This window comes from Virgibacillus natechei (assembly GCF_026013645.1).
Classification (GTDB): Bacteria; Bacillota; Bacilli; order Bacillales; family Amphibacillaceae; genus Virgibacillus_L; species Virgibacillus_L natechei.
This window is the reverse complement of sequence record NZ_CP110224.1, coordinates 1,938,233-1,962,160: the sequence shown is the minus strand read 5'-3', so window position 1 is coordinate 1,962,160 and position 23,928 is coordinate 1,938,233. Positions and strand designations below refer to the sequence as shown.

The following is a 23,928-nucleotide window of genomic DNA, read 5'->3' as shown; positions in this document are numbered from 1 at the left end:
TTTTATATTGAAGAATATGAGCACTCGTCATTAAAACGATATGATGTTTCGAACTGTATATTAGGAGGGCTATGGATATGAGTGAAATTAACGATGAACTAGTCGAGGTAAATGTAGGAGATACGTTAACAGGAAAAGTTGTAAAAGTAGAAGAAAAGCAAGTTCTTGTAGATATTGGGTATAAGACAGAAGGCATACTCCCGATTAGTGAATTATCAAGTCTTCATGTTGAGTTAACAAGTGATGTAGTAAAAGAGGGAGACTCACTTTCATTAAAAGTGAAAAAAATAGATGACGATGAAGTAATTGTTTCTAAAAGAGCAATAGAAGCAGATGAGGCTTGGATTGATTTAGAGGAAAAATTTAATAATGATGAAATATTTGAAACAGAAGTAAAAGAAGTTGTCAAAGGTGGTCTGGTTGTGGATGTAGGAATCCGCGGGTTTATTCCAGCATCATTAGTTGAGACACATTTTGTTGATGATTTTTCTGATTATATAAATACAACATTACGTGTAAAAATTAAGGATTTAAATAAAGATCAGAATCGAATTATACTGTCTCATCGAGCTGTAATTGAAGAAGAAAGCCTTGCAAGAAAAAGAAGCTTATTGGAATCTCTAGAAGAAGGGCAAGTACTGAATGGTACCGTTCAGCGACTTACAAACTTTGGTGTTTTTGTTGATATTGGTGGCGTTGATGGACTCGTTCATATCTCCCAATTAGCTCATGAACATGTGGAGAGCGCATCAGAAATTGTCTCTGAAGGGGACGAAATAAAAGTTGAAGTGTTATCAGTAGATCTTGATAATGAACGTATTTCATTATCACACAAGAAAACATTGCAAGGTCCTTGGGCTAATATAGAGGACCGTGTATCAAGAGGAGATACGTTAGAAGGAACGGTTAAACGACTCGTTAACTTTGGAGCATTTGTTGAAGTAAAACCAGGAGTAGAAGGGTTAGTTCATATTTCACAAATTGCAAATCGTCATATTGGAACCCCACAAGAAGTACTGGATGTTGGTCAACAAATACAGGTCAAAGTATTAGACATAAGTGAAACAGAAGAGCGTATCTCTCTCAGTATTAAAGAATTGGAACAGGAGCAAGAAGAAAAAGATTATAAGCAATATGAGAAATCAGAAGATCAATCTGGCTTTCAAATCGGTGACTTCATCGGAGACAAGCTGAATAAATACAAGTAAATAATAAACGCTTAGACTCTTTCCTTATTGGAAAGAGTCTTTTTTTGTATAGAATTCTTTCATTGCAGCTATAATGCTAATGGGAAGTGATGCTGTAATGAGTGGCCTTTTATTTTATTGGTTTAGTTGGATTTTATGGATTGTCGTTACATTTTTTATGGAAAAAAGTAAAAACAGAACTATTTTAGCTTGCTGGATATTACTATCCATTCTCAGTTCCGATATCTATGTTGTGATCGGTAGTTATCCTGTTTCTATAGCATTGTTACTAATGCTCACTGGATCTATTCTTTTACTCCTGCAATCCCCGCATTTGATCTATCATTTATCCGCTTCATTTACAATAATGATTGGTTATGCTGCAATTCTTTTATGGGAAATAAGCTCACCAATATTGATTATTCTACCTAGGGTTATTCTAATTTCATTCATTCTAGGGTTGGTGGTGATATTACTCGCAAAGGGGCTGTATAGCCAGTTAGGTATTTGTTTATTAGGCCTATCATGCGGAGAGATAGTTCATGGACTTATGTTGTCAAGCTACGGTTTTAATGTATCTATAGGTGAAATGCAATTTTTTGATAATGTATTATTTCTTTTGGTGATAATCGTATTTGTAAATGGATTACATAAAGGAAAATACAAATTAAGCTCAGTTCTCAATAATAATAAACAATCGATGAGGTGGCAAAATGAATGAATATATGATTCTGATCCTATTTGGTGTTATGCTCGGTACGATTACAAGAATTATGATGTTACGTACAGATTATAGACAATACCCTTGAATGGTAAAATAATTCATTTGTCACTTGGATTCATAGCAGCTTCTCTTGGTGCAATAGCAATTCCTGCAATTATGGAAATGGAATTTACAGCAGTTACTTTTCTAACAGTTGCTGCAACACAATTTAGAGAAGTTCGTAATATGGAAAGAAAAACGCTTACAGAAGTAGATGGGTTTGAATTAGTTTCCCGTGGGAAGAGACGGGATAGCTCATGCACTCAGTAAAGAGCTTTTATAATTGTAAAGCACTAAAATTCATTGTTAATATCAACCACATTTGCTAAAATGAATGAGGTTATTAGAAATAAATAGAATGCGTAGAGAAAGGATGTTCCTTTCATGAGGAAATCTGTTGTAGCTATTGTAGGAAGACCTAATGTCGGTAAGTCAACTATCTTTAATAGACTAGTTGGGGAAAGAATATCAATTGTAGAAGATGTTCCCGGTGTAACAAGAGATAGGATATATGCTCAAGCAGAATGGTTAACGCAAGAGTTTAACGTTATTGATACAGGTGGAATTGAGGTCGGTGACGAACCACTACTTGTACAAATGCGTCACCAAGCCGAAGTCGCCATTGATGAAGCCGATGTTATTATCTTTTTGACAGATGGAAGAGAAGGAATAACAGGAGCTGATGAAGAAGTAACGAAACTGTTATATAAATCAAATAAACCGATAGTACTCGGTGTTAACAAAATTGATAATCCAGAAATGCGCGAAAATATATATGAATATTATTCGCTTGGTTTCGGCGAACCATTTCCCATTTCTGGGTCACATGGTCTTGGTTTAGGTGATTTATTAGACGAGGTAGTCAAGCATTTTCCCGAAAAGAATAATGAGGAAATAAACGAAGATACCGTTTACTTCAGTTTAATCGGAAGACCAAATGTCGGGAAATCGTCCTTGGTTAATTCAATTGTAAATGAAGAACGAGTTATCGTAAGTGAGATAGAAGGTACAACACGAGAAGCCACTGACACACATTTACAAAAAGATAATCAAGATTTTGTTATTATAGATACTGCGGGAATGCGAAAACGCGGAAAGGTCTATGAAACAACAGAAAAGTACAGTGTACTTCGGGCATTAAAAGCGATTGAACGGTCAGATGTCGTCTTGGTTTTAATTGATGCTGAAACAGGAATAATAGAACAAGACAAAAAGATCGCTGGTTATGCACATGATGCTGGGCGGTCAATTGTAATTGTTGTGAATAAATGGGATACCATCAAATCGAGTGAAAAAGCAATGAAAGAATTTGAAACAAAAATACGTAATCAATTTCAGTTTCTGGATTATGCTCCAATTGTTTTTTTATCTGCAAAAACAAAGAAAAGATTACATACACTAATTCCTTCTATAAAAATTGCTAGTGAGAATCATGCCAAACGAGTACCTACTAATGTTCTAAATGATGTTATAATGGATGCATTAGCAATGAATCCAACCCCTACACTTAAAGGGAAGCGTTTGAAAGTACTGTATGCAACACAAGTTGCTGTCAAACCACCAAGTTTCGTTGTGTTTGTAAATGATCCGGAACTTATGCATTTTTCTTATAGAAGATTTTTAGAGAATAAGATAAGAGATGCATTTGGATTTGTTGGTACACCAATTAAAATATTCGCTCGACAAAGGCAATAAGAAGGGAGTGGTGACATATGAAAAAGGTCGCAGTATTGGGGGCGGGAAGTTGGGGGACAGCATTAAGTATTGTTTTAGCGGACAATTCAAACGAAGTTCGCCTTTGGTCTCATCGCCAAGATCAAGTGAATACTATTAATGAAACGCACAAAAATGAAAAGTACTTAGATGTAATGTTACCTGAACACATACAAGCATTTTATAACCTAGAAGAAGCAATTAATGATGTCGACGCAATTATTATTGTTGTTCCTACAAAGGCTATACGCGATGTATGCAGACAACTTAATGAAATACGTAAAGATGACGTTACAATTATCCATGCCGCTAAAGGAATTGAACCAGTTACATTGAAAAGAGTTTCTCAACTGATCAGTGAGGAATTGGATGGTTATAAGGCTGAAGACATTGTTGTTTTATCTGGTCCTAGTCATGCGGAAGAGGTTGCATTAAGACAACCAACTACGGTAACGGTTTCTTCTATGAATATTAAAAATGCGGATTTTGCTCAAGATTTATTTATTAATGAATCTTTCCGCGTTTACACCAGTCCAGATATTTTAGGTATAGAATTAGGTGGTGCATTAAAGAATATAATTGCCCTAGGTGCTGGTATATCGGATGGGCTTGGCTATGGAGATAATGCAAAGGCTGCTCTCATAACAAGAGGTTTAGCTGAGATAGCACGCTTGGGAACTTCTCTTGGAGCCAATCCACTTAGTTTTCTGGGATTACCTGGGGTTGGAGATTTAATTGTCACATGTACGAGTGAACATAGTCGTAATTGGCGTGCCGGGAACTTATTAGGTAAAGGGTATAAATTAGACGATGTACTGGAACAAATGGGGATGGTTGTAGAAGGTGTAAGAACCGTTAAAGCAGCCCATCAATTTGCTGCAGATCAAGATGTAGAAATGCCAATAACTACAGGAATTCACCAAATATTATTTGATGAATTAGAGCCAAAAGAGGTTGTAGAACAACTAATGAATAGAAATAAGCGAGAGGAAATGGACGACCTAGCGCAATTATTAACGGAACGTTATTCACAATAACACGGAATCACCTTTCTTGCATATAATATGTTGAAATAAGTTAGCAAGGAGGAGAGTTTGTGAATAATTTTCAAAAAGGTTTGTTCGACAAAATACAACAAAATGCAAACATTAATCCCAACGATGTATATAAAGTGGCTGACTCTGTAAAAAATGCGGATTTTTCCGATGAAAAAACAGTGAGAAGATTGGTTCGGCAATTATCAAAATTAGCTGATAAACCGTTATCAAAGGGAAAAGAGGATAAAATTGTAGAGTCTATTATTAAAAATAATATGCCAATGGATACAGAATCTTTAAATCAATTATTTAATAAATAACTGTACTTGGGCAAGTGAGGATACATTAAGGCGTATACTTGCATAAAATAAATCGCACAAGCATTCATGGATAGAGTTGCTGTGGACATTATTTAGTCAGACCGGGATGAGGATAGCCCCCTTCATCTCGGATTTTATTTTTTTTACACAAAACCACTCCTTTCAGGAAAATATCGGATAGCCAGATACATAATATTTTGAATAAAAGGTTTTGATACTTAGATTATGAGCGGTATGTTATAATACCTCATGGAAAGTGAAACTTATTTGGATTTTAGGAGTGAATTAAATGTCATTAGGAATGCTTAAAATGTACATATCATTTGTAGGCATTATCTTTTTAGTTTTAGCCGTTGGCCTTATTTTGTTTAGCAGATATAAACTAAAGGGCTGGTTAGCAGGAATTGTTTCACTTCTTGCTTACTTATTTTTACTATTAGGTGCTTTAATTATTTTTTATATTGTTTTTAGCGGGCCAGCAAGTTAGGCCTACAAGGAGGGTATTCAAATGAAATTTACATATGTGTATCGTATATTAACTTTGCTAATATTTACGATGATACTAAGCGGCTGTTTATCTCCAACTAATGAATTAGCTAAAAATCAACCATCTAATGAAGCACAGCTGGAGCGAGTTCAAACTGCAGTTGAAACGTATCAGGAAGAAGAACAAGGTCTTGTACCTATTAAAACGATGTCAAGTGATACTCCGGTTTTCCAGAGGTACCAAATTGATTTCACTGCTTTAAAAGAAAGCAATCTTCTTTCTGAAACTCCTGGAACTGCCTATGAAAACGGAGGAGTCTATCAATATACACTGTTAACTCCAGAAGAAGATCCTCGTGTAAAGCTAATCGATCTACAAATTACGGAAGCTATACGTAGCATAAATGTACAGCTTGATTTTTATCGTAATGAAAATATTTACCCTCCCTTTGGGGAAGAGATTGCAGATGATGTATATACGTTAGACTATCAAAAATTAGGATTAGACACTGAACCCAGTGTAGAAAGCCCATTTTCGAATGAAAACCTTCCTATAATTATGGATGTGGAAGGGAATTTGTATGTTGATTATCGCATAGAATTAAATAATGCATTGAACGAATTTGAACACGATTATGAAGAAGGTGATGATATTAGGTATATTTTAGCGGAGAATACACCATTTGTACCTGCCTATTCCCTCCCTTATACAATTCGTGATGGAGAGCCTGTCTTTTCTACAAAATAGAAATAAATATATCATATTAATTCCCTTGTAACATATATTGTTGCAAGGGATAATTTGTTTTCATCTGTTTTTTTGATTGAAAATACATGAGAGTCTTTGATCAAAAAGGGCGGTTTTAGTAGAAGGCCCTTATCCTTACTACCTGATTAACGAAAAACAAGCTAACGAAGAGATTCGCAACTACTAATCGGTGACTTTTTGAACAACCATCGAACAACCTCTTAGAAGGGTTTGTGCAGATTTATATTGTTTTTCACATATTTAAGGCATATTTTGATAGGACAACATCATAGACTTGTAATGTTAATTATTCGTCGTTTGTCCTAATAATAATAATAATAAGTACGGGGATCGGGAGGGGATCTTTTGGAAAGAGTTGATATTTTTAAAGATATTTCTAAACGGACTAATGGAGATATTTATCTTGGTATTGTAGGAGCTGTCCGTACAGGAAAATCAACATTTATAAAGAAATTTATGGAGTTGGTTGTCCTGCCTAATATCGAAGAAGAAAGCGAGCGTTCTCGAGCACATGATGAATTACCGCAAAGTGCAGCCGGTAAAACCATTATGACAACAGAGCCGAAGTTTATTCCAAATCAAGCAGTATCCATTAATGTAGAGGATGGACTTGATGTAAATGTACGATTGGTAGACTGTGTAGGGTACGCTGTCGAAGGTGCTAAAGGGTTTGAAGATGAGAATGGTCCTAGAATGATCCACACGCCATGGTACGAGGAACCAATACCATTTCATGATGCAGCTGAGATTGGTACTAGAAAGGTAATTCAAGAGCATTCTACAATAGGTGTTGTTGTAACTACAGATGGGACGATAGGTGAAATCCCACGAAATGAATATGAAGATTCAGAAGCAAAAGTAGTAGACGAATTAAAAGAAGTTGGCAAACCATTTATAATGGTAGTTAATTCAACTAATCCAACAGGTCAGAACACAGAACTACTACGTCAGGATCTAACAGAAAAATATGACATACCCGTACTTTCTATGAGTATTGAGTCAATGACGGAACATGATGTTTATAATGTTTTACGTGAAGCATTGTATGAATTTCCTGTACTTGAAGTTAATGTGAATCTCCCCAGCTGGGTAATGGTACTTAAAGAAGATCATTGGTTAAGAACGAACTATCAAAAAGCAATTCAATCAACCGTCAAGGACATTAGACGATTAAGAGATGTGGACGAAATTGTTGGCAATTTCTCCGAATATGATTATATTGACAAAGCAAATATAGCGGGAATGGAAATGGGTGAGGGTGTTGCTGAAATTGATTTGCACGCACCAGACCACCTATATGACGAAATTTTAAAAGAAATTGTTGGCGAAGAAATTCGAGGGAAAGATCATTTATTGGAATTAATGCAAAATTTCTCTCACGCGAAAAGAGAATATGATCAGGTATCAGGTGCACTTAAAATGGTGAAACAAACGGGATATGGTATCGCTGCACCGACATTAGAGGACATGATACTGGATGAACCAGAAATAATCAGGCAGGGTTCTAGATTTGGAGTCCGTTTAAAAGCCGTAGCTCCTTCCATTCATATGATAAAGGTGGAAGTGGAATCAGAATTTTCCCCAATCATTGGTACAGAAAAGCAAAGTGAGGAATTAGTAAGATATTTAATGCAAGATTTTGAGGATGATCCATTATCCATTTGGGAATCAGACATTTTTGGTAGATCTCTCAGTTCGATTGTAAGAGAAGGAATACAGGGGAAAATATCACTAATGCCTGAAAACGCCAGATATAAATTAAAGGATACATTGGAGCGAATCATAAATGAAGGATCTGGTGGTTTAATAGCCATTATATTATAGCAGCTTTAATTAGCTGCTTTTTTTCTTGAAAAAATATATAGAGAAACGGCAGGAAATCGCCATACAATGTCGTATATACTTTAGTAAGGCAAAAATAATTATGAAATCTGGAGTTAACCAATTACCAATAATTGTATCTATGTCCCCATTTTTAATAGAAAATCAGGCATATAATGCACTAAAAGCTAAAAAATTGATACTTATTGTTGAATTTTGTGGCAAACTCAGTTATTATAAGCCTTGTCATCTTATCAAGCAGATGATATCTAAGTATAAAAACTGGCAAATTGGTGAACAAATGATGATAGTTTAATTATTTGTTACAATGTCGATTGAAACTACCCGGGAGGAGGTGAATGTCATGAACAAAACAGACTTAGTTAATGCGGTAGCAGAGAAAAGTGAACTTTCTAAGAAAGATGCTACAAAAGCGGTAGATGCAGTATTCGAATCTGTCATGGATTCACTTAAAGATGGTGAAAAAGTACAGTTAATTGGATTTGGTAACTTTGAAGTACGTGAGCGTTCAGCTCGTAAAGGTCGTAATCCACAAACTGGTGAAGAGATCGAAATTCCTGCAAGCAAAGTTCCTGCTTTTAAACCAGGAAAAGCCCTTAAAGATACCGTGAAATAATTACATAGGGCAAAGGGTGCGTGTACACGCACCCTTTTTTTAATGTGATGTGTACTAAAATTAACTCCTGGACCGTAATCTATTCTTCGAAATTCTTTATTATCGATTGTATGTAAATTATGATATAATAACTAAAGTGTTTATTGAATAGATGAAAGGGCTCAGGTGATTTCCTTGAATACTCCTAGTATAGAAATTCGACATCTTAAGGCTCTTGTTGAGGATAAAATTCGACATGCATACCTTGAAAAGTATATGCAAAAGCCCATTATTGATGAAGAAAAGCTTACTATCCTAGCTGCAATCATAAATAATACTGCTTTAGCAGCTAACCAAAAAGAAAGATATATCATCACAACTATGCTTGTTCAGGTTGCGCTGGATACGCATGAACTGGTGCCAAAAACAAATAACTCGGATGAGAGTGAAGAATTAAAGTTATCAAAACAATTAAGTGTATTAGCTGGGGACTATTATAGCGGTCTCTATTATTTACTACTATCAGAAATTGAAGACTTTGACCTCATACATAACTTGGCATCTGCTATAAAAGAAATTAATGAATCTAAAATGAAGCTTTATTACAGCAAAGAAAGTTCTTTTCACGAATATACAAATTTAGTCAAAGAAATTGAATCGATATTAATTTTGAAAGTCGCTAAATATGTAGATGATACTTCACTTGATTATGTTGCAAGCGAATGGTTATTAACGAATAAATTAATCCAAGAAAAAAGAAAACTTGTCAATAATGAATCTTCCTCTTTTGTAGATAATTGGTTAAGAAACACTTCTCAAGATTCTTATACATCTACGTTAAATACAATTGAAACGATAATAGAAGATAAATTGCAACAACTAGAACGCTCAAAGTTGAATTTACCTGTTCAGTATACAGCCATTAAAGCTCATCTTGATTCCAGGTTAAATGAATATATACGTGAAAATATTTCAATAGCGGAAGAAGGGTAGCCATGACAGAACAATCAAAAGAAGAACGTGTTCATTATGTTTTCGAGAAAATATATAAAAAATATGATTCGATGAACTCTATCATCTCTTTCCAAAGACATAAATCATGGCGGAAAGATGTTTTAAAACGTATGAGTGTTAGAAAAGGATCCAAAGCACTCGACGTCTGTTGCGGAACTGGTGATTGGGCTATCTCTTTAGCAGAAGCAGCGGGGACTCAGGGAAATGTTGTTGGTCTGGATTTTAGCCAAAATATGTTATCTGTTGCTAAGGACAAGAAAGAGGACCTTAACCTTAAGCAACTCCGTTTAATTCAAGGGAATGCTATGGAGCTTCCGTTTGCAGCGAATTCATTTGATTATGTAACAATAGGTTTTGGATTGCGTAACGTACCAGATTATATGACTGTTTTAGAAGAGCTACATCGTGTGGTGAAACCAGGTGGGAGCGTTGTTTGCTTGGAAACTTCACAACCAACAATATTTGGGTTTCGGCAATTATATTATTTATACTTTCGTTTTATTATGCCTCTAATTGGAAGAATATTTGCCAAAAGTTATAAAGAATATTCATGGCTTCAAGAATCAGCTAAAAACTTTCCAAATAAAAAAGAATTGAAACAAATGTTTCTGGAAGCTGGCTTTTCTTCTGTTCAGGTTAAAAGCTATACGGGTGGAGTAGCGGCCATGCATATGGGGTTTAAATGACAACATTAAGCTATAGTTATATTATACTTTAGTCTTATAAAATAGATACTTCTTATAGTGAAAATAAAAGGTGACACACACATGAAAATAGCGAAAACTTATGGATATTTAAAAAAGGATTTAGATGTAATTGAAGAATCTCTCAATAAAGTTATAAAGGCTGAGCACCCTGTGTTACGAGAAGCATCCACTGATTTGCTGCAAGCAGGTGGAAAGCGAATTCGACCAGTTTTTGTCTTGTTGTCTGGAAAGCTAGGAAACTTTGACCTAAACCGGATTAAAACAGCAGCTGTTTCCCTTGAATTGATTCATATGGCAACACTTGTTCATGATGATGTTATTGATGATTCAACGTTACGCAGAGGAAAGCCTACAATAAAGCATCTATATGATAATCGTGTAGCCATGTATACAGGGGATTACATATTGGCAAGTGCTTTAGAAGAAATTACGACAATTAAAGATGCAAACATACACCGTCTTTTGGCACAAACAATTGTTGAAGTTTGTATTGGAGAAATAGAACAAATAAAAGAGAAATATAATTGGGATCAAGAACTACGTCATTATTTACGAAGAATCAAACGGAAAACAGCCTTACTTATAGCAACAAGCTGTAAATTAGGGGCTATTGTAAGTGGTTTACCAGAGGATCAAGCAAATAAATTATATAAGTATGGCTATTATATCGGTATGTCATACCAAATCATCGATGATGTACTTGATTTCACTTCTACTTCAAAAGAATTAGGAAAGCCATCAGGAAATGACTTATTACAGGGCAATGTTACACTTCCGGTACTCTATGCTATGCAGGATCGATCATTTAATAATTTAATAAGAGAAACATTCTCAAATCCTGAAAACGTGGTAGAGGAAGACATGGAAGCAGTATTGAGCGGGTTACAAAAAACAAACGCAATTGAACGCTCCTATAATCTAAGCGATCTATATTTACAGAAAGCATTAAATGCTTTAGAAGAAGTGCCTGACCAAAAAGCAAAACAGACCTTACAGGATATAGCTAAATATATTGGAAAAAGACGTTCATAATATAGTTGTAATTTTTTGTAAAATTTGTTAAAATTTTGTTTGTTACATAAAAAATTCTGTTGATGGGGTGCTTAAGTGGAGAAGACATTTGTTATGGTGAAACCAGACGGGGTCCAACGTAACTTAATTGGAGAGATAGTAAAAAGATTTGAGTCGAAAGGATTTAAATTAGTTGGCTCAAAGCTTATGATCATTTCAGATGATTTAGCATATAACCATTATGGTGAACATAAAGACAAGCCATTTTTTGGAGGGCTTGTTGAATTCATTACTTCTGGACCTGTTTTTGCGATGGTATGGGAAGGTGAAGATGTAATTACAACCGCACGAGATATGATGGGAGCAACAAAACCATCGGAAGCTATTCCTGGTACAATACGTGGAGATTTTGGTATTACTGTTGGAAAAAACGTTATCCATGGATCCGATTCCATAGAAAGTGCCGATAAAGAAATTGGATTATTCTTTTCTGAACATGAAATTGTATCGTACACAAAACAGGATAGTGAATGGATTTACTAATATTTCAATAAGGTCTCCGTTATGCGGAGGCCTTTACTTTTAATAGGTGAATAAAAGGCGTGATAAAATGACAAAAGAATATAATGACTTTATCTATCGAATTAATAGAAAGCTCGGAATTGATCTTAACTTATACAAAGAAGCTCAAATGAAACGTCGCATTACGTCATTGAGAGACAAGAGAGGTTTTGCCACCTTTACTTCATACTATGAAGCATTAAATAACGAGGAGCTTTTACTAAAAGAATTTGTTGATAGACTAACTATTAATGTTTCCGAATTTTATCGAAACCCAAAAAGATGGGATGTTCTTCAAAAGACAATTCTTCCGCTTTTAGTAAATCAAAAACAACAACAATTATCCATATGGAGTGCTGCGTGCTCCACAGGTGAAGAACCATATACTATCGCTATCATGATGAAAGAATTATTTCCTGACGTTGACTTCTCGATCACAGCAACGGACATTGATGAAAGTGCACTACATAGTGCGAAGCAAGGAGTTTACAAAGAACAGGCCTTAAAAGAACTTCCTCAATCAATAAAGAAAAAGTATTTTACTAAAAAAAATGGTTTATATGATATCGATTATACAATAAAGCAACTGGTTACCTTTAAGAAACATAACCTATTGGCTGATAAATATCCTCGAAATATTGATTTGATTGTTTGTCGTAATGTTCTGATTTATTTTACAGACACAGCTAAGGATATTATATACCGCAATTTCAGTGCATGTCTTAATAAGGATGGCGTTTTATTTGTCGGCAGTACAGAACAAATTTTCAGTGCAAACAAATATGATTTAAACGTGATTGATACATTTTTTTATCAGAAAGAATGATTCACTCCCTGCTCTTGTCTCGAATAGATAAGCGTTTTTTGTATATAAGAAAAAACCACCTACTGTTCACTAGCGAAAACCGTCACGTGCTTGGACTGCGCGTAAATGCGCATCCCACACCGTGACAACCACTGAACTAGACTTCCGGCGCACAGCCCTATGAGTCGTAAGTACGGATACTGGCTGACGCCGCTAAAAGCTTAACGATAAGCCAAACTTTCTAATAATTAATAACCTTGTAGTAGTTTTTTTATTATTTCCACCAAAAATAATAGAAGATATGATATAGTTATTAGAAAAACTTGTGCGTATTTGCTAAAAAGCTAATTTTCACAAAAAGTATATTTATCTTTTAGAAAAGGAGAATGTTTGATGCGTTATTTAACAGCAGGAGAGTCTCACGGAAAACAACTAACAACGATTATAGAAGGGGTACCAGCGAATATGCCCTTAGTTAAAGAGGATATCAATGAATCCTTGTTACGTAGGCAAAAAGGGCATGGTAGGGGCAAAAGAATGCAAATAGAGAAAGACCTTGCGGAGATTACAAGTGGTGTAAGACATGGCTATACATTGGGGTCTCCTATTTCTCTTGTAGTACATAATGATGATTTTAAGCATTGGGAAGATATCATGGGTGAAGACCCTATTGAAGAGGATACAAAGGTTAAACGAGTTGTATCAAGACCTAGACCAGGACACGCTGATTTAAATGGAGCTCTTAAATATGGTCATCGTGATATGCGTAATGTACTTGAGCGATCTTCAGCACGTGAGACTACAGTGCGAGTTGCAGCAGGTGCAGTCGCGAAAACATTATTAAAACAACTGGGTATCGAGGTGTCTGGCTATGTTAAGGAGATTGCCGGTATTCGTGCAGAAGACGATCATTCATTAACAATAGGTGAACGTCAAGCGAATTCTGAAGAATCACCTGTTCGGGTATTAGATAAAGATGTAGAACAGCCGATGATGAGTGCGATCGATCAAGCTAAAAAAGAAGGCGACTCAATTGGCGGTGTTGTTGAAGTTTATGTAGAAGGAATGCCTGCAGGTATAGGTTCATACGTCCATTATGACCGAAAGTTAGATAGTCGCATTGCGGGTGGTGTCACTAGCATCAATGCATTCAAAGGCGTAGAATTCGGAATCGGCTTTGAAGCAGCAAGAAAAAATGGTAGTGAAGTACATGATGAAATAATCTGGGATGAAGAAAATGGCTACCATAGAAGTACCAATCGATTAGGCGGCTTTGAAGGTGGAATGACAACTGGAATGCCAATCGTCGTAAAAGGTGTGATGAAACCTATCCCGACTTTAATGCTTAAACCACTTCAAAGTGTCGATATTGAAACAAAAGAGCCTTTCAAAGCAACTGTTGAAAGATCGGATGCATGCGCTGTTCCTGCAGCTTCTGTCGTAATGGAACATGTTGTAGCTTTTGAACTAGCTAAGGCAATAACAGAACAATTTCCAAGCGATCAGTTTCCAAAGCTTCAGCAAGCAGTGGCTGATTATCGTGAAGAAATAAGGTGTTTTTAGTGGAACGAATTCTCGTTAAAGCTAGCAAGCATTCCTACCCTATTTTTATAGGAGAAAATATACGTTTTCGTTTAAATAAATTAATAGAAAAAAAGTACTCCTCAATTTTGATCGTATCTGACGAAAAAGTTGCAGAATTGTATGTAAATGATATTGTAACTAACTTTCCTGACGAAAAAGTTTTTCAATCGATCATCCCTGTCGGAGAGCAGTCAAAGCGTTTAGAATATTACTATCAATTACAGACGGATGCGATTCAGTTTGGCTTGGATCGCGAATCGCTAATTATTGCTTTAGGTGGCGGTGTTGTTGGTGATTTAGCTGGTTTTGCTGCTGCAACATATATGCGGGGAATTGATTATATTCAAATGCCGACAACCATTCTTGCTCATGATAGCAGTGTAGGCGGGAAGGTTGCGATTAATCATGAATTGGGGAAAAATTTAATCGGAAGTTTCTACCCTCCAGCAGCTGTTGTTTATGACACACAATCACTTGAAACATTAAGTGAAAAGGATATACGGTCAGGCTATGCCGAATTAGTTAAAGAAGCTCTAATTGCAGACGAAGTTTTTTTCAATAAACTGTTAAATGTAAACCTGATAAACGTAAAGAATAACCAACTGGAAGAGCATTTGTCTGCAGGCATAAAAATTAAATCATCTGTCGTCGAGATTGATGAACAGGAGTCTGGTGTCCGAAAAAACCTTAATTTGGGTCATACCTTAGGGCATGCACTTGAAGCAGAGTTAGGATATGGAGAAATTACCCATGGAGAAGCTGTTGCAATAGGCCTATTATTCTCCCTGCATGTAAGTGAATCAACGTTTTCAAGCAAACTACCATACGATTCTACTTTTCAATGGTTAAAGAAGAATAATTATCCTTTGAATATCTTACAATTAAACGAAGATTCAATCATCAAAAAAATGAAGACTGATAAAAAAACATTGAACAATACCATTCAAATGGTGCTGTTGAAGGAAATAGGCAAACCAATCGTGCAAGAAATTAATGATTACGATATGAAAATCTATTTAAAATCATTTACTAAAAAATTGGAGATTGCGTCACTGGTGGAATAATCTCGTCATGCTGTAATAAGAGAGAGAAATCAAATATCCAACATCTGTTTCATAAGGACAGTAATCAGTACGCGCTGATTTAATTAAAAGAGAGGCGGGGAGATATGGAAGGAAAATTAATTCTCAAACAATTAACACCATACCAACAAGGGAAGCAAATCAAAGACATTAAAGAAGCGTACGGGTTAGATCGTATTGTTAAATTAGCATCAAACGAAAACCCATATGGTTACTCTTCGCATGTTAAAGATTATTTTTCAAATAACATAACAGATTTTGAAATTTATCCAGACGGGTATACAGCTGAATTACGTACAGCTATAGCCTCTAAATTAGCTGTAAACGAAAAGCAGTTATTATTCGGTAGTGGATCTGAAGAAATCGTTCAAATGATTTGCCGTGCCTTTTTGTACCCGGGTGTAAACACAGTTATGCCTACACCTACTTTCCCGCAGTACAAACACAATACGTTAATTGAAGGGGCAGACATTAAAGAGATTCCTACTGTAGATGGCTACCATGATCTTGAAAAAATGCTTGAATCTATTGACGAATATACAAAGGTTGTATGGCTATGTTCTCCTAATAACCCAACAGGGTCTAGCCTTTCAAAGGAAGCCATTTATTCATTCATGGATCGCTGTCCAAAAGATGTATTAGTTGTACTGGACGAAGCTTATTATGAATATATGGATGCTAGTCAGGATCCGGGAGCTGTTCATCGTATAGAAACATATGAAAATCTTGTTATATTACGGACATTTTCAAAAGCTCATGGGTTAGCTGGATTACGAATCGGTTACGCTATCGCAAACGAAGACTTGATTACGAAGTTGGATGTAGTCAGAGGCCCATTTAATACCACATCAATTGCACAAAAAGCTGCCTTAATTGCACTGGAAGATTCAGCATTCATTGAAGAAACAAAGTCTAAAAATAATACTGTGAAACAAGATTTCATGCAGTTTCTTGATACAATTGAATGGACGTATTATGAATCGCAAGCAAACTTTTTACTGGTCAACACACCTATAAGTGGGAATGAAGTCTTTCAGTATTTAATAGAGAATGGTTTCATTGTACGTCCAGGTGAGGTTCTTGGTTGTCCAAATACAATTAGGGTCACACTTGGTAATGAAAAGGATATGAGTCAATTACAGAATCTATTATATGCTATGCAGCAACAATTAAGTAAGGAGATTTAGAATTGAAACAAACAATAGTAATAGCAGGCATGGGTTTAATTGGTGGATCACTTGCCAAAAGTATATTCCAGTCGAATCAACATCATATCGTCGGGTATGATGTTGATTTGAAAACATTAGAATACGCACAATTGAATGAGATGATACATGAATCAACAACTGATTTTACCTTGGCAGTGCAACAGGCAGATTTTATTATACTGGCAGCACCAATATCTGAAACGATTAGCTTATTGCATGATTTAGATTCACTACCTTTAAAGAAGGATGTTATTGTTACGGATGTAGCTTCTGTCAAAACCTCCATTTTGGAAACAGCTAACACCTTAACAAATGAACATATTACTTTTATAGGTGGTCATCCAATGGCTGGTTCCCATAAAAAAGGAGTCGAAGCTGCGAAAGAGCATCTATTTGAAAATGCCATTTATGTGCTAACACCATCTATACGAAGTACAGAGGGAAAAATAGCTTCACTTAAAAATATCTTAAAACATACCAATAGTAATTTTGTTACTTTAAACTCAAATGAGCATGACGAGATGACGGGTGTTATTTCACATTTTCCTCATTTAATTGCTTCATCTCTTGTCCATCAAGCCAAACAATGGGGGGATAAACATACATATTTACCAACACTGGCCGCGGGAGGATTCAGAGATATTACAAGAATTGCTTCCAGTAACCCTGAAATGTGGCAAGACATTTTTTATCATAATAAATTTAAAATGTCTAAGTTATTAAAAGATTGGATTATTGAGATGTCATCACTTAAGGAGTTATTGGATACAAATGATAAAGAAAGTATGATTACATATCTAAAAAATGCCAAAGTCTATCGAGATGGGTTAGGCGAGAAGGATAAAGGGGCCATCCCTTCCTTCCATGATTTATATGTTGACATACAAGATCAAACCGGAGCATTGGCATCCGTCGTACAACTGTTAGCTAGTAAAGAGATAAGTATTAAAAATATACAAATTCTAGAAATTCGTGAGGGCATTACTGGCGCTTTAAGATTAAGTTTTCCTACACAGGATTTACAAATACAAAGCTATCATTTATTACAAAATCATGGCCATGAAGTGATGGTTCAAAACTAAAGGAGTGCTTGCTATTGAATGAACGTAAATTACATCCCTCTCAAAACGTATTATCAGGGGAAATAGAGGTGCCTGGAGATAAATCAATATCACATAGAGCTGTAATGATAGGTTCTTTGGCTCAAGGTACAACTCATGTTTCTCATTTTTTGGACGGAGAAGATTGCATGCGCACTGTGAAGGCATTTCGTTCTATGGGGGTTTCCATTGAACATAAAGAAACATCTCTCATTATTGAAGGAAAAGGTATCGCGGCACTGAAGGAGCCAAAAGAGCCAATCTATTTTGGCAATTCTGGAACGACTGCTAGGTTAATGCTTGGTTTATTAGCAGGATTTCCATTTTTCACTACGGTATACGGGGACCCTTCCTTATCAAATCGTCCGATGGATCGTGTGGTTAGTCCTTTAAAACAAATGGACGCTATAATTGATGGCAGAGGAGATGGAAATTATTTACCGTTATCCATTCGAGGGAAAATGCTGAACGGAATCAATTATGCATTACCTGTTAAAAGTGCACAAGTCAAATCTGCAGTTCTTCTTGCAGGTTTACTTGCTAATGAGGAAACAAAGGTCACTGAACAAACTATTACGAGAAATCATACAGAAAATATGCTAAAAGCTTTTGGTGCTGATATAACTACGGATGGATTAGATACAAAGATCACCAATAAAAAATCACTAAAAGCAATTGATGTTTATATTCCGGGTGATATTTCTTCTGCCGCATTCTTTTTAGTTGCAGCAGCAATTGTTCCGGGTAGTAATGTAAAATTAAAAAACGTAGGTCTTAATCAAACAAGAACCGGTATAATTGATGTGCTAAATACGATGGGAGCTAATATGCAGGTGCATAACCAGCAAGTTAGTAGTGGGGAATTGCTGGGGGATATAACCATTGGACATACAGCACTTCATAGTACAACGATTGAAGGCGAAGTTATCCCTAGATTAATTGACGAAATTCCGATCATTGCATTACTAGCTACGCAAGTTGAAGGAACAACCATTATACGTAATGCAGCGGAGCTTCGTGTTAAAGAAACCGATCGAATTGCAGCTGTGGTCGATGTCTTATCTACCTTAGGTGCAAATTTAGAGGCAACAACTGATGGTATCATTATTTATGGAAAGACGACATTAACCGGAGGCGAAGTATCGTCATACAATGATCATCGCATTGCAATGATGGCTGCAATTGCATCCCTGGTTGCAGAAGATGACGTGACGATTGATGATGTTTCTTCCATTGCTATTTCCTATCCAACATTTTTTGATGATTTACAAACTATTTTGAATTAGTGTGAAAGGATCTGCATATTTGTAGATCCTTTTCTTTTGAATATAAAAAAGCTTTTGGTATTATGAAATGTACCATACCGATTAAGAATACCTGTTTATCGCATGTGGTAGGTAAGATAGGATTAAATGAAGTTTTACTTTAGAGAGAGGATGTTCTTAATGGACACCATAATGCAAGCAGTAAATTTAATGGAAAGTAATCAATCAGAAAAAGCAGTAGAAGTATTAGAAAGTTATCTACCTATAGCTGATGAAGAGGAACGGCACACCATTGCCGAATTGTATATTCAATGGGGTTTTTTACATGAGGCAAGTGTGATTTTAAATGAGTTACTACAGCGATATCCCAATGAAAGTGAAATAAAGGTTATGCTTGCTGATATATATATAGACATGGAAGATGATGAATTAGCTATAAATTTATTAAATGAAATTCCAGTAGGTGATCCAGCATATACACAAACTTTAATTCAGTTAGCAGATCTATATCAAGCACAAGGATTATTCGAGGTTGCTGAACAAAAGTTGCTAACGGCTAAACAGCATGACCCAAATGAAGTGGTTATTGATTTTGCATTAGGCGAACTATTGTTTTCGATTGGTGAGTACAGAAAAGCAATTACTTATTACGAGAAAATCTTACCTCAAATGAAGGAAGTAGCTAATATATCGATTAACGATCGATTAGGAGAGGCACATGCTGCTTCAGGAGATTACGAATTAGCACTAACATTTTTCCAGGATATCGAAAGCGAACACCCTGACACGCTATTTAAATATGGACTCACTGCTTATCAGGCTGCTCGAAATGATATTGCAATAAAAGCCTGGGAGCATGTAATGGAAATCGACCCTTATTACCATACAGTCTATTATCAGTTAGCTAATGTTTATGACGAAGAGGGAATGCCTAACGATGCATATGAAACAGCTGTGCAGGGACTGGGAATCGATGAGTTTAACAAAGAACTGTTCTTTCTAGCAGGTGTATTAGCGCATCAACTGAATAATGATGATGAAAGTGAAAAATGGGTTCGAGAAGCAATTGTCTTAGACCACGATTATAAAGAAGCCATATTATTTTTAATTGAACAGTTTAAAACGAAGGATAAATATGCTGAAATTGTAGATTTAATAGTAGAAATTAAAGAATTAGGTGCAGACGATTCCCTATATGAATGGGAACTTGCTCGAGCATATAATGAAATTGAATCATATGATGATGCATTAAAACACTATAAGGAAGCATATAATAGCCTTAATCAGGATAGTGACTTTATGAAGGACTATGGATATTTTCTTACAGAAGAAGGGAGGACAGAGGATGCCATTCCGATTTTAGAAGCGTACTTAGCCCAACAGCCATTGGATATAGAAATAGAGGATTTTCTCAATCGTTTGAAGCAGGCAAAGGATGGCCAAGAATAGAATATTATTACCCAGTTGGACTGACCTGACTTGTTCTATTATGAAGATATATGCATGTCATATTCTCTTTAAAAAAGAGAAATCATGAAGGAGGTATCGTATACGTATGCAAACTCCTATTTCCGTGCAAGATAAAAAAAGTTTTATTCGATGGTTTTTAGACCATTATCAATTAAAAAAACGAGAAAGTGTTTGGATATTAAATTACTTGGTAAATCATAATGAACTTCTAGCTAATGTTCATTTTGTAAGAGAGGTAAAATTTTGCTCAAGAGGTATCGTAATGACGAGCCAATGCTCCGAGGAGGCTCCGTTCCGCTTTTATAAAAATCATCTCGTTACAACTGACGCCGAAAAGTCTTTTCACGATATTCGATTAAATCAACACGAACCATTATATTTACAACTTAATTTTAAAAATGCAAATCAAAATTCATTCTATGTATCTGTTTTAGAAGAAAATCCATATATTCCAGATGAATATTTTATAACCAAAAAGGATCAGGACCTTGCAAAACAATTATTGGATAAGTCTCTTTTCACATATAAAAAAGACTTACTTCTAACAGAAATTGACCAGTCATTGGACGAAATGGATCAAAAGAAATTCACAAAATTAGTGAACCAGTTACATAGACTGGAAATGTCAAATGCGAATCAACCTAAATTGCTAAAGCAATAGGTTGATTTTTTTTGTGTAAATGATATAAACTTTACAAATAGGGTTATATTATTTGATACTTAGAACAGAATAGAGGAGGAAGCGTGATATAAATATGAGATGGACAAAGAAAGATATAAAGACATATATGGATTCAAAGGAATACATAGACACCATAGTAGTCCCTTTAAACCCTTTTCAGTTATCAAACGATAATGACTTAGAGAAAATTACGTTTCAGAGCGAAGTATTAACTGTTTTCACACAAGAAATTGAAAAAGAACTAACCGGTAGAATCTTATTAACACCAACTTATCATTATTTAAAATCATCTAGTAAAGATAATGAGGTTGAAAGAATTAACACATGGATCAAAGATATACAGGAACAGAACTTCACCCAAATATTTTTTATATCGTTTGATTCCAGTTGGAGACAATATGAACAAGCATTACACGGCGAGTTATTATGGTTACCAGGTATTCATTCCGGTGATTTAAACTCAAAAGAAATGCATAATGTAATACGCGATCAGGTTGAACAGGTTGTTGAGCTTATTAGATCCTATTGGAAAACCAGTCAATAAATGTTGTTGTTTTTCATAACGTTGCCATATTTTTTGGTGCAACAATAATGATTATATATTGACCAAGCAATCAGATTGCGCTATCATAGTATTGTCCTAGTAATCTGATTAAATAATGATTGTCCGTGATTAATGTAAAGAGGGGGGAAAATCATGAGCGAAAAAAAGCAACAAGTATCCCGTAGACAGTTTTTAAATTATACGCTTACTGGTCTAGGCGGTTTTATGGCGGCTGGTATGCTTGTTCCTATGTTACGAATGGCAGTGGATCCTGTTTTGCAGGAGTCAAGTGTTGGTGATTTGGCAAATGTCGGTATATCTGTAGATGATATTACAACCGAGCCACAACGTGTGGATTGGCAAGTTACACAAGTAGATGGCTGGTATGAGTCAGAAGTTAGCAAAACAGCATGGGTTTTCAGAAATGAAGATGATGAAATTCAAGCCTTTTCACCAATTTGTAAACACCTTGGTTGTGTTGTTACATGGGAAGGAAGCGATGAATTTCCAAACGAATTTTTCTGCCCATGTCATGATGGACGCTACTATAAAGACGGTACCAATGTGCCAGGAACACCGCCATTAGCTCCATTAGATGTCTATGAACAAGATGTGGAAAATGGAATGTTATTCCTAGGTGATGCAACTCCAAGAGAGGGGGCGTAATAATTTATGCTACAGAAATTATATGACTGGATTGATGAACGTGTAGATGTTACCCCTATTTGGCGTGATATTGCGGATCATGAGGTGCCAGAGCATGTTAATCCCGCTCATCATTTCTCAGCTTTTGTGTATTGTTTTGGGGGATTAACCTTTTTCGTTGTTGTAATACAAATTCTTTCGGGTATGTTCCTAACAATGTATTATGTTCCAGACATTGAGAACGCTTGGAGGTCTGTTTACTATTTACAAACAGAGGTTGCACATGGTCAAATCGTACGCGGTATGCACCATTGGGGTGCTAGTGTTATTGTTGTAATGCTTCTATTACATACCTTGCGTGTCTTTTTCCAAGGCGCTTATAAAAAGCCACGTGAATTGAACTGGATGGTCGGTGTATTAATCTTCTTTATTGTGCTGGGCCTTGGTTTTACTGGTTATTTACTACCTTGGGATAATAAAGCATTCTTTGCAACCCAAGTTGGTTTGGAAATTGCAGAACAGGTTCCATTCATAGGTGAACAATTGAAGACACTGTTAGCTGGTGACCCATCTATTGTAGGTGCTCAAACCCTGACGAGATTCTTTGCGATCCATGTGTTCTTCCTGCCAGCTGCATTATTTGCATTATTAGCAGTACACTTTATCTTAATCCGTAAACAAGGTATTGCCGGACCGCTATAAAAAGGAGGGGAAAGCTGTGAAGAAGGGAAAAGGGATGAAGTTTGTCGGAGATTCAAGAATTTCCGCCGAATCAAATCCACATATACCAAAAGATTATTCTGAATATCCCGGGAGAACTGAAGCTTTTTGGCCAAACTTCTTACTAAAAGAATGGTTAGTAGGTTCTGTGTTCTTAGTTGGGTTCTTGAGCTTAACTTTAGCTCATCCAGCACCTTTGGAAGCCGTGGCTGATCCAACCGATGCTGCCTATATACCTTTACCAGACTGGTATTTCTTGTTCTTGTATGAATTGCTGAAATATGAATTTGCAAGTGGTGTCTGGACAATTATGGGTATATTAGTTATCCCAGGTATAGGGTTTGGTGCACTATTTCTAGCTCCATTTTTAGACCAGGGACCAGGACGAAGACCACACTCGAGACCAATAGCTGTCAGTATGATGCTTCTTGGTTTAGCTTCCGTAATATGGTTAACCTACGCTTCAGTAGCGGTTGTGGATTGGGAGACTCGTGCGGAAGAAAATCAACCGATCCCTGAACAAGATGTAGAAATTGATCAAGAGGATCCAGGATACGCTATCTATGAAAATAATTGTATGGCTTGTCATGGTGATGATTTACAAGGCGGAGCCTCAGGACCATCTTTACTTGGGATTGATTTCTCAGCAGAAGAAATCGCTACTATATCCACAGATGGAATTGGTGACATGCCTCCTGATCAATTTACAGGATCCGATGAAGAACTGGATCAATTGGTAGACTTTATACTTTCAGTAAATGAAGATGCAGAATAAGAGACATATATAAAGTAAAACTTCCATAAATAAAAAAGCACCT

The 23,928-nt window shown here is 35.9% G+C and carries 25 protein-coding genes and 1 pseudogene; all 26 read left to right on the top strand.

The genetic code is table 11. The annotated features are described in order from the left end of the window. The first annotated feature begins 77 nt into the window (after positions 1-77). Positions 78-1,208 carry a 30S ribosomal protein S1 gene (gene rpsA, locus OLD84_RS10260; protein WP_209462812.1) on the top strand — a complete coding sequence of 377 codons (1,131 nt, stop codon included), beginning with the start codon at positions 78-80 and terminating at the stop codon, positions 1,206-1,208. A 97-nt stretch (positions 1,209-1,305) separates the two neighbouring features. Continuing rightward, on the top strand, positions 1,306-1,908 hold the full coding sequence (locus OLD84_RS10255; protein WP_209462811.1) for a YphA family membrane protein: 603 nt from the start codon (positions 1,306-1,308) through the stop codon (positions 1,906-1,908). After that, positions 1,901-2,190 (top strand): annotated as a pseudogene (locus tag OLD84_RS10250) (YIEGIA domain-containing protein); the annotation flags it as partial. The gene OLD84_RS10255 and the pseudogene OLD84_RS10250, both read left to right, overlap by 8 nt. Positions 2,191-2,334: 144 nt before the next feature. After that, a complete protein-coding gene (gene der / locus OLD84_RS10245; protein WP_209462810.1) occupies positions 2,335-3,645 on the top strand; it encodes a ribosome biogenesis GTPase Der in 1,311 nt (436 codons plus the stop codon). 17 nt (positions 3,646-3,662) lie between these two features. Then, the gene (locus OLD84_RS10240) at positions 3,663-4,700 is read left to right on the top strand and encodes an NAD(P)H-dependent glycerol-3-phosphate dehydrogenase (protein ID WP_209462809.1); all 1,038 of its coding nucleotides are present in this window, start codon (positions 3,663-3,665) and stop codon (positions 4,698-4,700) included. Between the two features lie 59 nt (positions 4,701-4,759). Continuing rightward, entirely contained in the window at positions 4,760-5,020 is a 261-nt protein-coding gene (locus tag OLD84_RS10235; protein WP_209462808.1) for a stage VI sporulation protein F, read from the top strand. Between the two features lie 289 nt (positions 5,021-5,309). Then, a complete protein-coding gene (locus OLD84_RS10230; RefSeq protein WP_209462807.1) occupies positions 5,310-5,507 on the top strand; it encodes a DUF2768 family protein in 198 nt (65 codons plus the stop codon). A gap of 21 nt (positions 5,508-5,528) precedes the next feature. Further along, positions 5,529-6,254, top strand: a complete 726-nt coding sequence (locus OLD84_RS10225) for a hypothetical protein (RefSeq protein WP_209462806.1) — start codon at positions 5,529-5,531, stop codon at positions 6,252-6,254. Between the two features lie 366 nt (positions 6,255-6,620). Further along, entirely contained in the window at positions 6,621-8,099 is a 1,479-nt protein-coding gene (spoIVA, locus tag OLD84_RS10220) for a stage IV sporulation protein A (protein ID WP_209462805.1), read from the top strand. Between the two features lie 361 nt (positions 8,100-8,460). After that, positions 8,461-8,733, top strand: coding sequence for an HU family DNA-binding protein (locus OLD84_RS10215; protein WP_209462804.1), 273 nt, complete (start codon positions 8,461-8,463; stop codon positions 8,731-8,733). A 174-nt stretch (positions 8,734-8,907) separates the two neighbouring features. After that, complete coding sequence (locus OLD84_RS10210) at positions 8,908-9,705, top strand: heptaprenyl diphosphate synthase component 1 (RefSeq protein WP_209462803.1); 798 nt, start codon at positions 8,908-8,910, stop codon at positions 9,703-9,705. A 2-nt stretch (positions 9,706-9,707) separates the two neighbouring features. Further along, positions 9,708-10,412, top strand: coding sequence for a demethylmenaquinone methyltransferase (gene menG, locus OLD84_RS10205; protein ID WP_209462802.1), 705 nt, complete (start codon positions 9,708-9,710; stop codon positions 10,410-10,412). A gap of 81 nt (positions 10,413-10,493) precedes the next feature. Then, a complete protein-coding gene (hepT, locus tag OLD84_RS10200) occupies positions 10,494-11,465 on the top strand; it encodes a heptaprenyl diphosphate synthase component II (RefSeq protein ID WP_209462801.1) in 972 nt (323 codons plus the stop codon). Positions 11,466-11,540: 75 nt separating this feature from the next. Beyond that, entirely contained in the window at positions 11,541-11,987 is a 447-nt protein-coding gene (gene ndk / locus OLD84_RS10195) for a nucleoside-diphosphate kinase (protein ID WP_209462800.1), read from the top strand. 67 nt (positions 11,988-12,054) lie between these two features. Then, entirely contained in the window at positions 12,055-12,831 is a 777-nt protein-coding gene (locus OLD84_RS10190; RefSeq protein WP_209462799.1) for a CheR family methyltransferase, read from the top strand. A 372-nt stretch (positions 12,832-13,203) separates the two neighbouring features. Next, complete coding sequence (gene aroC / locus OLD84_RS10185) at positions 13,204-14,373, top strand: chorismate synthase (RefSeq protein WP_209462798.1); 1,170 nt, start codon at positions 13,204-13,206, stop codon at positions 14,371-14,373. Beyond that, complete coding sequence (gene aroB / locus OLD84_RS10180; RefSeq protein WP_209462797.1) at positions 14,373-15,458, top strand: 3-dehydroquinate synthase; 1,086 nt, start codon at positions 14,373-14,375, stop codon at positions 15,456-15,458. Before aroC ends, aroB begins: the two co-directional genes overlap by 1 nt. A gap of 104 nt (positions 15,459-15,562) precedes the next feature. Further along, the gene (gene hisC / locus OLD84_RS10175) at positions 15,563-16,663 is read left to right on the top strand and encodes a histidinol-phosphate transaminase (protein WP_209462796.1); all 1,101 of its coding nucleotides are present in this window, start codon (positions 15,563-15,565) and stop codon (positions 16,661-16,663) included. A gap of 2 nt (positions 16,664-16,665) precedes the next feature. Then, the gene (locus tag OLD84_RS10170; protein ID WP_209462795.1) at positions 16,666-17,766 is read left to right on the top strand and encodes a prephenate dehydrogenase; all 1,101 of its coding nucleotides are present in this window, start codon (positions 16,666-16,668) and stop codon (positions 17,764-17,766) included. Positions 17,767-17,780: 14 nt separating this feature from the next. Beyond that, the gene (gene aroA, locus OLD84_RS10165) at positions 17,781-19,070 is read left to right on the top strand and encodes a 3-phosphoshikimate 1-carboxyvinyltransferase (protein ID WP_209462794.1); all 1,290 of its coding nucleotides are present in this window, start codon (positions 17,781-17,783) and stop codon (positions 19,068-19,070) included. 159 nt (positions 19,071-19,229) lie between these two features. Then, positions 19,230-20,498: a tetratricopeptide repeat protein gene (locus OLD84_RS10160; RefSeq protein ID WP_209462793.1), complete on the top strand. Its 1,269-nt coding sequence runs from the start codon at positions 19,230-19,232 to the stop codon at positions 20,496-20,498. 106 nt (positions 20,499-20,604) lie between these two features. Further along, the gene (locus OLD84_RS10155) at positions 20,605-21,180 is read left to right on the top strand and encodes a ReoY family proteolytic degradation factor (protein WP_209462792.1); all 576 of its coding nucleotides are present in this window, start codon (positions 20,605-20,607) and stop codon (positions 21,178-21,180) included. Between the two features lie 94 nt (positions 21,181-21,274). Beyond that, on the top strand, positions 21,275-21,745 hold the full coding sequence (locus OLD84_RS10150; RefSeq protein WP_209462791.1) for a DUF2487 family protein: 471 nt from the start codon (positions 21,275-21,277) through the stop codon (positions 21,743-21,745). A 153-nt stretch (positions 21,746-21,898) separates the two neighbouring features. After that, positions 21,899-22,411, top strand: coding sequence for a QcrA and Rieske domain-containing protein (locus OLD84_RS10145; protein WP_209462790.1), 513 nt, complete (start codon positions 21,899-21,901; stop codon positions 22,409-22,411). A 6-nt stretch (positions 22,412-22,417) separates the two neighbouring features. After that, positions 22,418-23,092 (top strand): menaquinol-cytochrome c reductase cytochrome b subunit, encoded by a 675-nt coding sequence (qcrB, locus tag OLD84_RS10140; RefSeq protein WP_209462789.1) that lies wholly within the window; start codon positions 22,418-22,420, stop codon positions 23,090-23,092. A 16-nt stretch (positions 23,093-23,108) separates the two neighbouring features. Continuing rightward, positions 23,109-23,885 carry a menaquinol-cytochrome c reductase cytochrome b/c subunit gene (locus OLD84_RS10135; protein WP_209462788.1) on the top strand — a complete coding sequence of 259 codons (777 nt, stop codon included), beginning with the start codon at positions 23,109-23,111 and terminating at the stop codon, positions 23,883-23,885. Positions 23,886-23,928 lie beyond the last annotated feature (43 nt).

What these genes read in the sequence shown, in the direction of transcription:
- rpsA (WP_209462812.1), top strand. Translation starts at nt 78, where the DNA reads ATGAGTGAAATTAACGATGAACTAGTCGAGGTAAATGTAGGAGATACG.
- OLD84_RS10255 (WP_209462811.1), top strand. Translation starts at nt 1,306, where the DNA reads ATGAGTGGCCTTTTATTTTATTGGTTTAGTTGGATTTTATGGATTGTC.
- der (WP_209462810.1), top strand. Translation starts at nt 2,335, where the DNA reads ATGAGGAAATCTGTTGTAGCTATTGTAGGAAGACCTAATGTCGGTAAG.
- OLD84_RS10240 (WP_209462809.1), top strand. Translation starts at nt 3,663, where the DNA reads ATGAAAAAGGTCGCAGTATTGGGGGCGGGAAGTTGGGGGACAGCATTA.
- OLD84_RS10230 (WP_209462807.1), top strand. Translation starts at nt 5,310, where the DNA reads ATGTCATTAGGAATGCTTAAAATGTACATATCATTTGTAGGCATTATC.
- OLD84_RS10225 (WP_209462806.1), top strand. Translation starts at nt 5,529, where the DNA reads ATGAAATTTACATATGTGTATCGTATATTAACTTTGCTAATATTTACG.
- OLD84_RS10215 (WP_209462804.1), top strand. Translation starts at nt 8,461, where the DNA reads ATGAACAAAACAGACTTAGTTAATGCGGTAGCAGAGAAAAGTGAACTT.
- menG (WP_209462802.1), top strand. Translation starts at nt 9,708, where the DNA reads ATGACAGAACAATCAAAAGAAGAACGTGTTCATTATGTTTTCGAGAAA.
- hepT (WP_209462801.1), top strand. Translation starts at nt 10,494, where the DNA reads ATGAAAATAGCGAAAACTTATGGATATTTAAAAAAGGATTTAGATGTA.
- OLD84_RS10190 (WP_209462799.1), top strand. Translation starts at nt 12,055, where the DNA reads ATGACAAAAGAATATAATGACTTTATCTATCGAATTAATAGAAAGCTC.
- aroC (WP_209462798.1), top strand. Translation starts at nt 13,204, where the DNA reads ATGCGTTATTTAACAGCAGGAGAGTCTCACGGAAAACAACTAACAACG.
- hisC (WP_209462796.1), top strand. Translation starts at nt 15,563, where the DNA reads ATGGAAGGAAAATTAATTCTCAAACAATTAACACCATACCAACAAGGG.
- OLD84_RS10160 (WP_209462793.1), top strand. Translation starts at nt 19,230, where the DNA reads ATGGACACCATAATGCAAGCAGTAAATTTAATGGAAAGTAATCAATCA.
- OLD84_RS10155 (WP_209462792.1), top strand. Translation starts at nt 20,605, where the DNA reads ATGCAAACTCCTATTTCCGTGCAAGATAAAAAAAGTTTTATTCGATGG.
- OLD84_RS10150 (WP_209462791.1), top strand. Translation starts at nt 21,275, where the DNA reads ATGAGATGGACAAAGAAAGATATAAAGACATATATGGATTCAAAGGAA.
- OLD84_RS10145 (WP_209462790.1), top strand. Translation starts at nt 21,899, where the DNA reads ATGAGCGAAAAAAAGCAACAAGTATCCCGTAGACAGTTTTTAAATTAT.
- qcrB (WP_209462789.1), top strand. Translation starts at nt 22,418, where the DNA reads ATGCTACAGAAATTATATGACTGGATTGATGAACGTGTAGATGTTACC.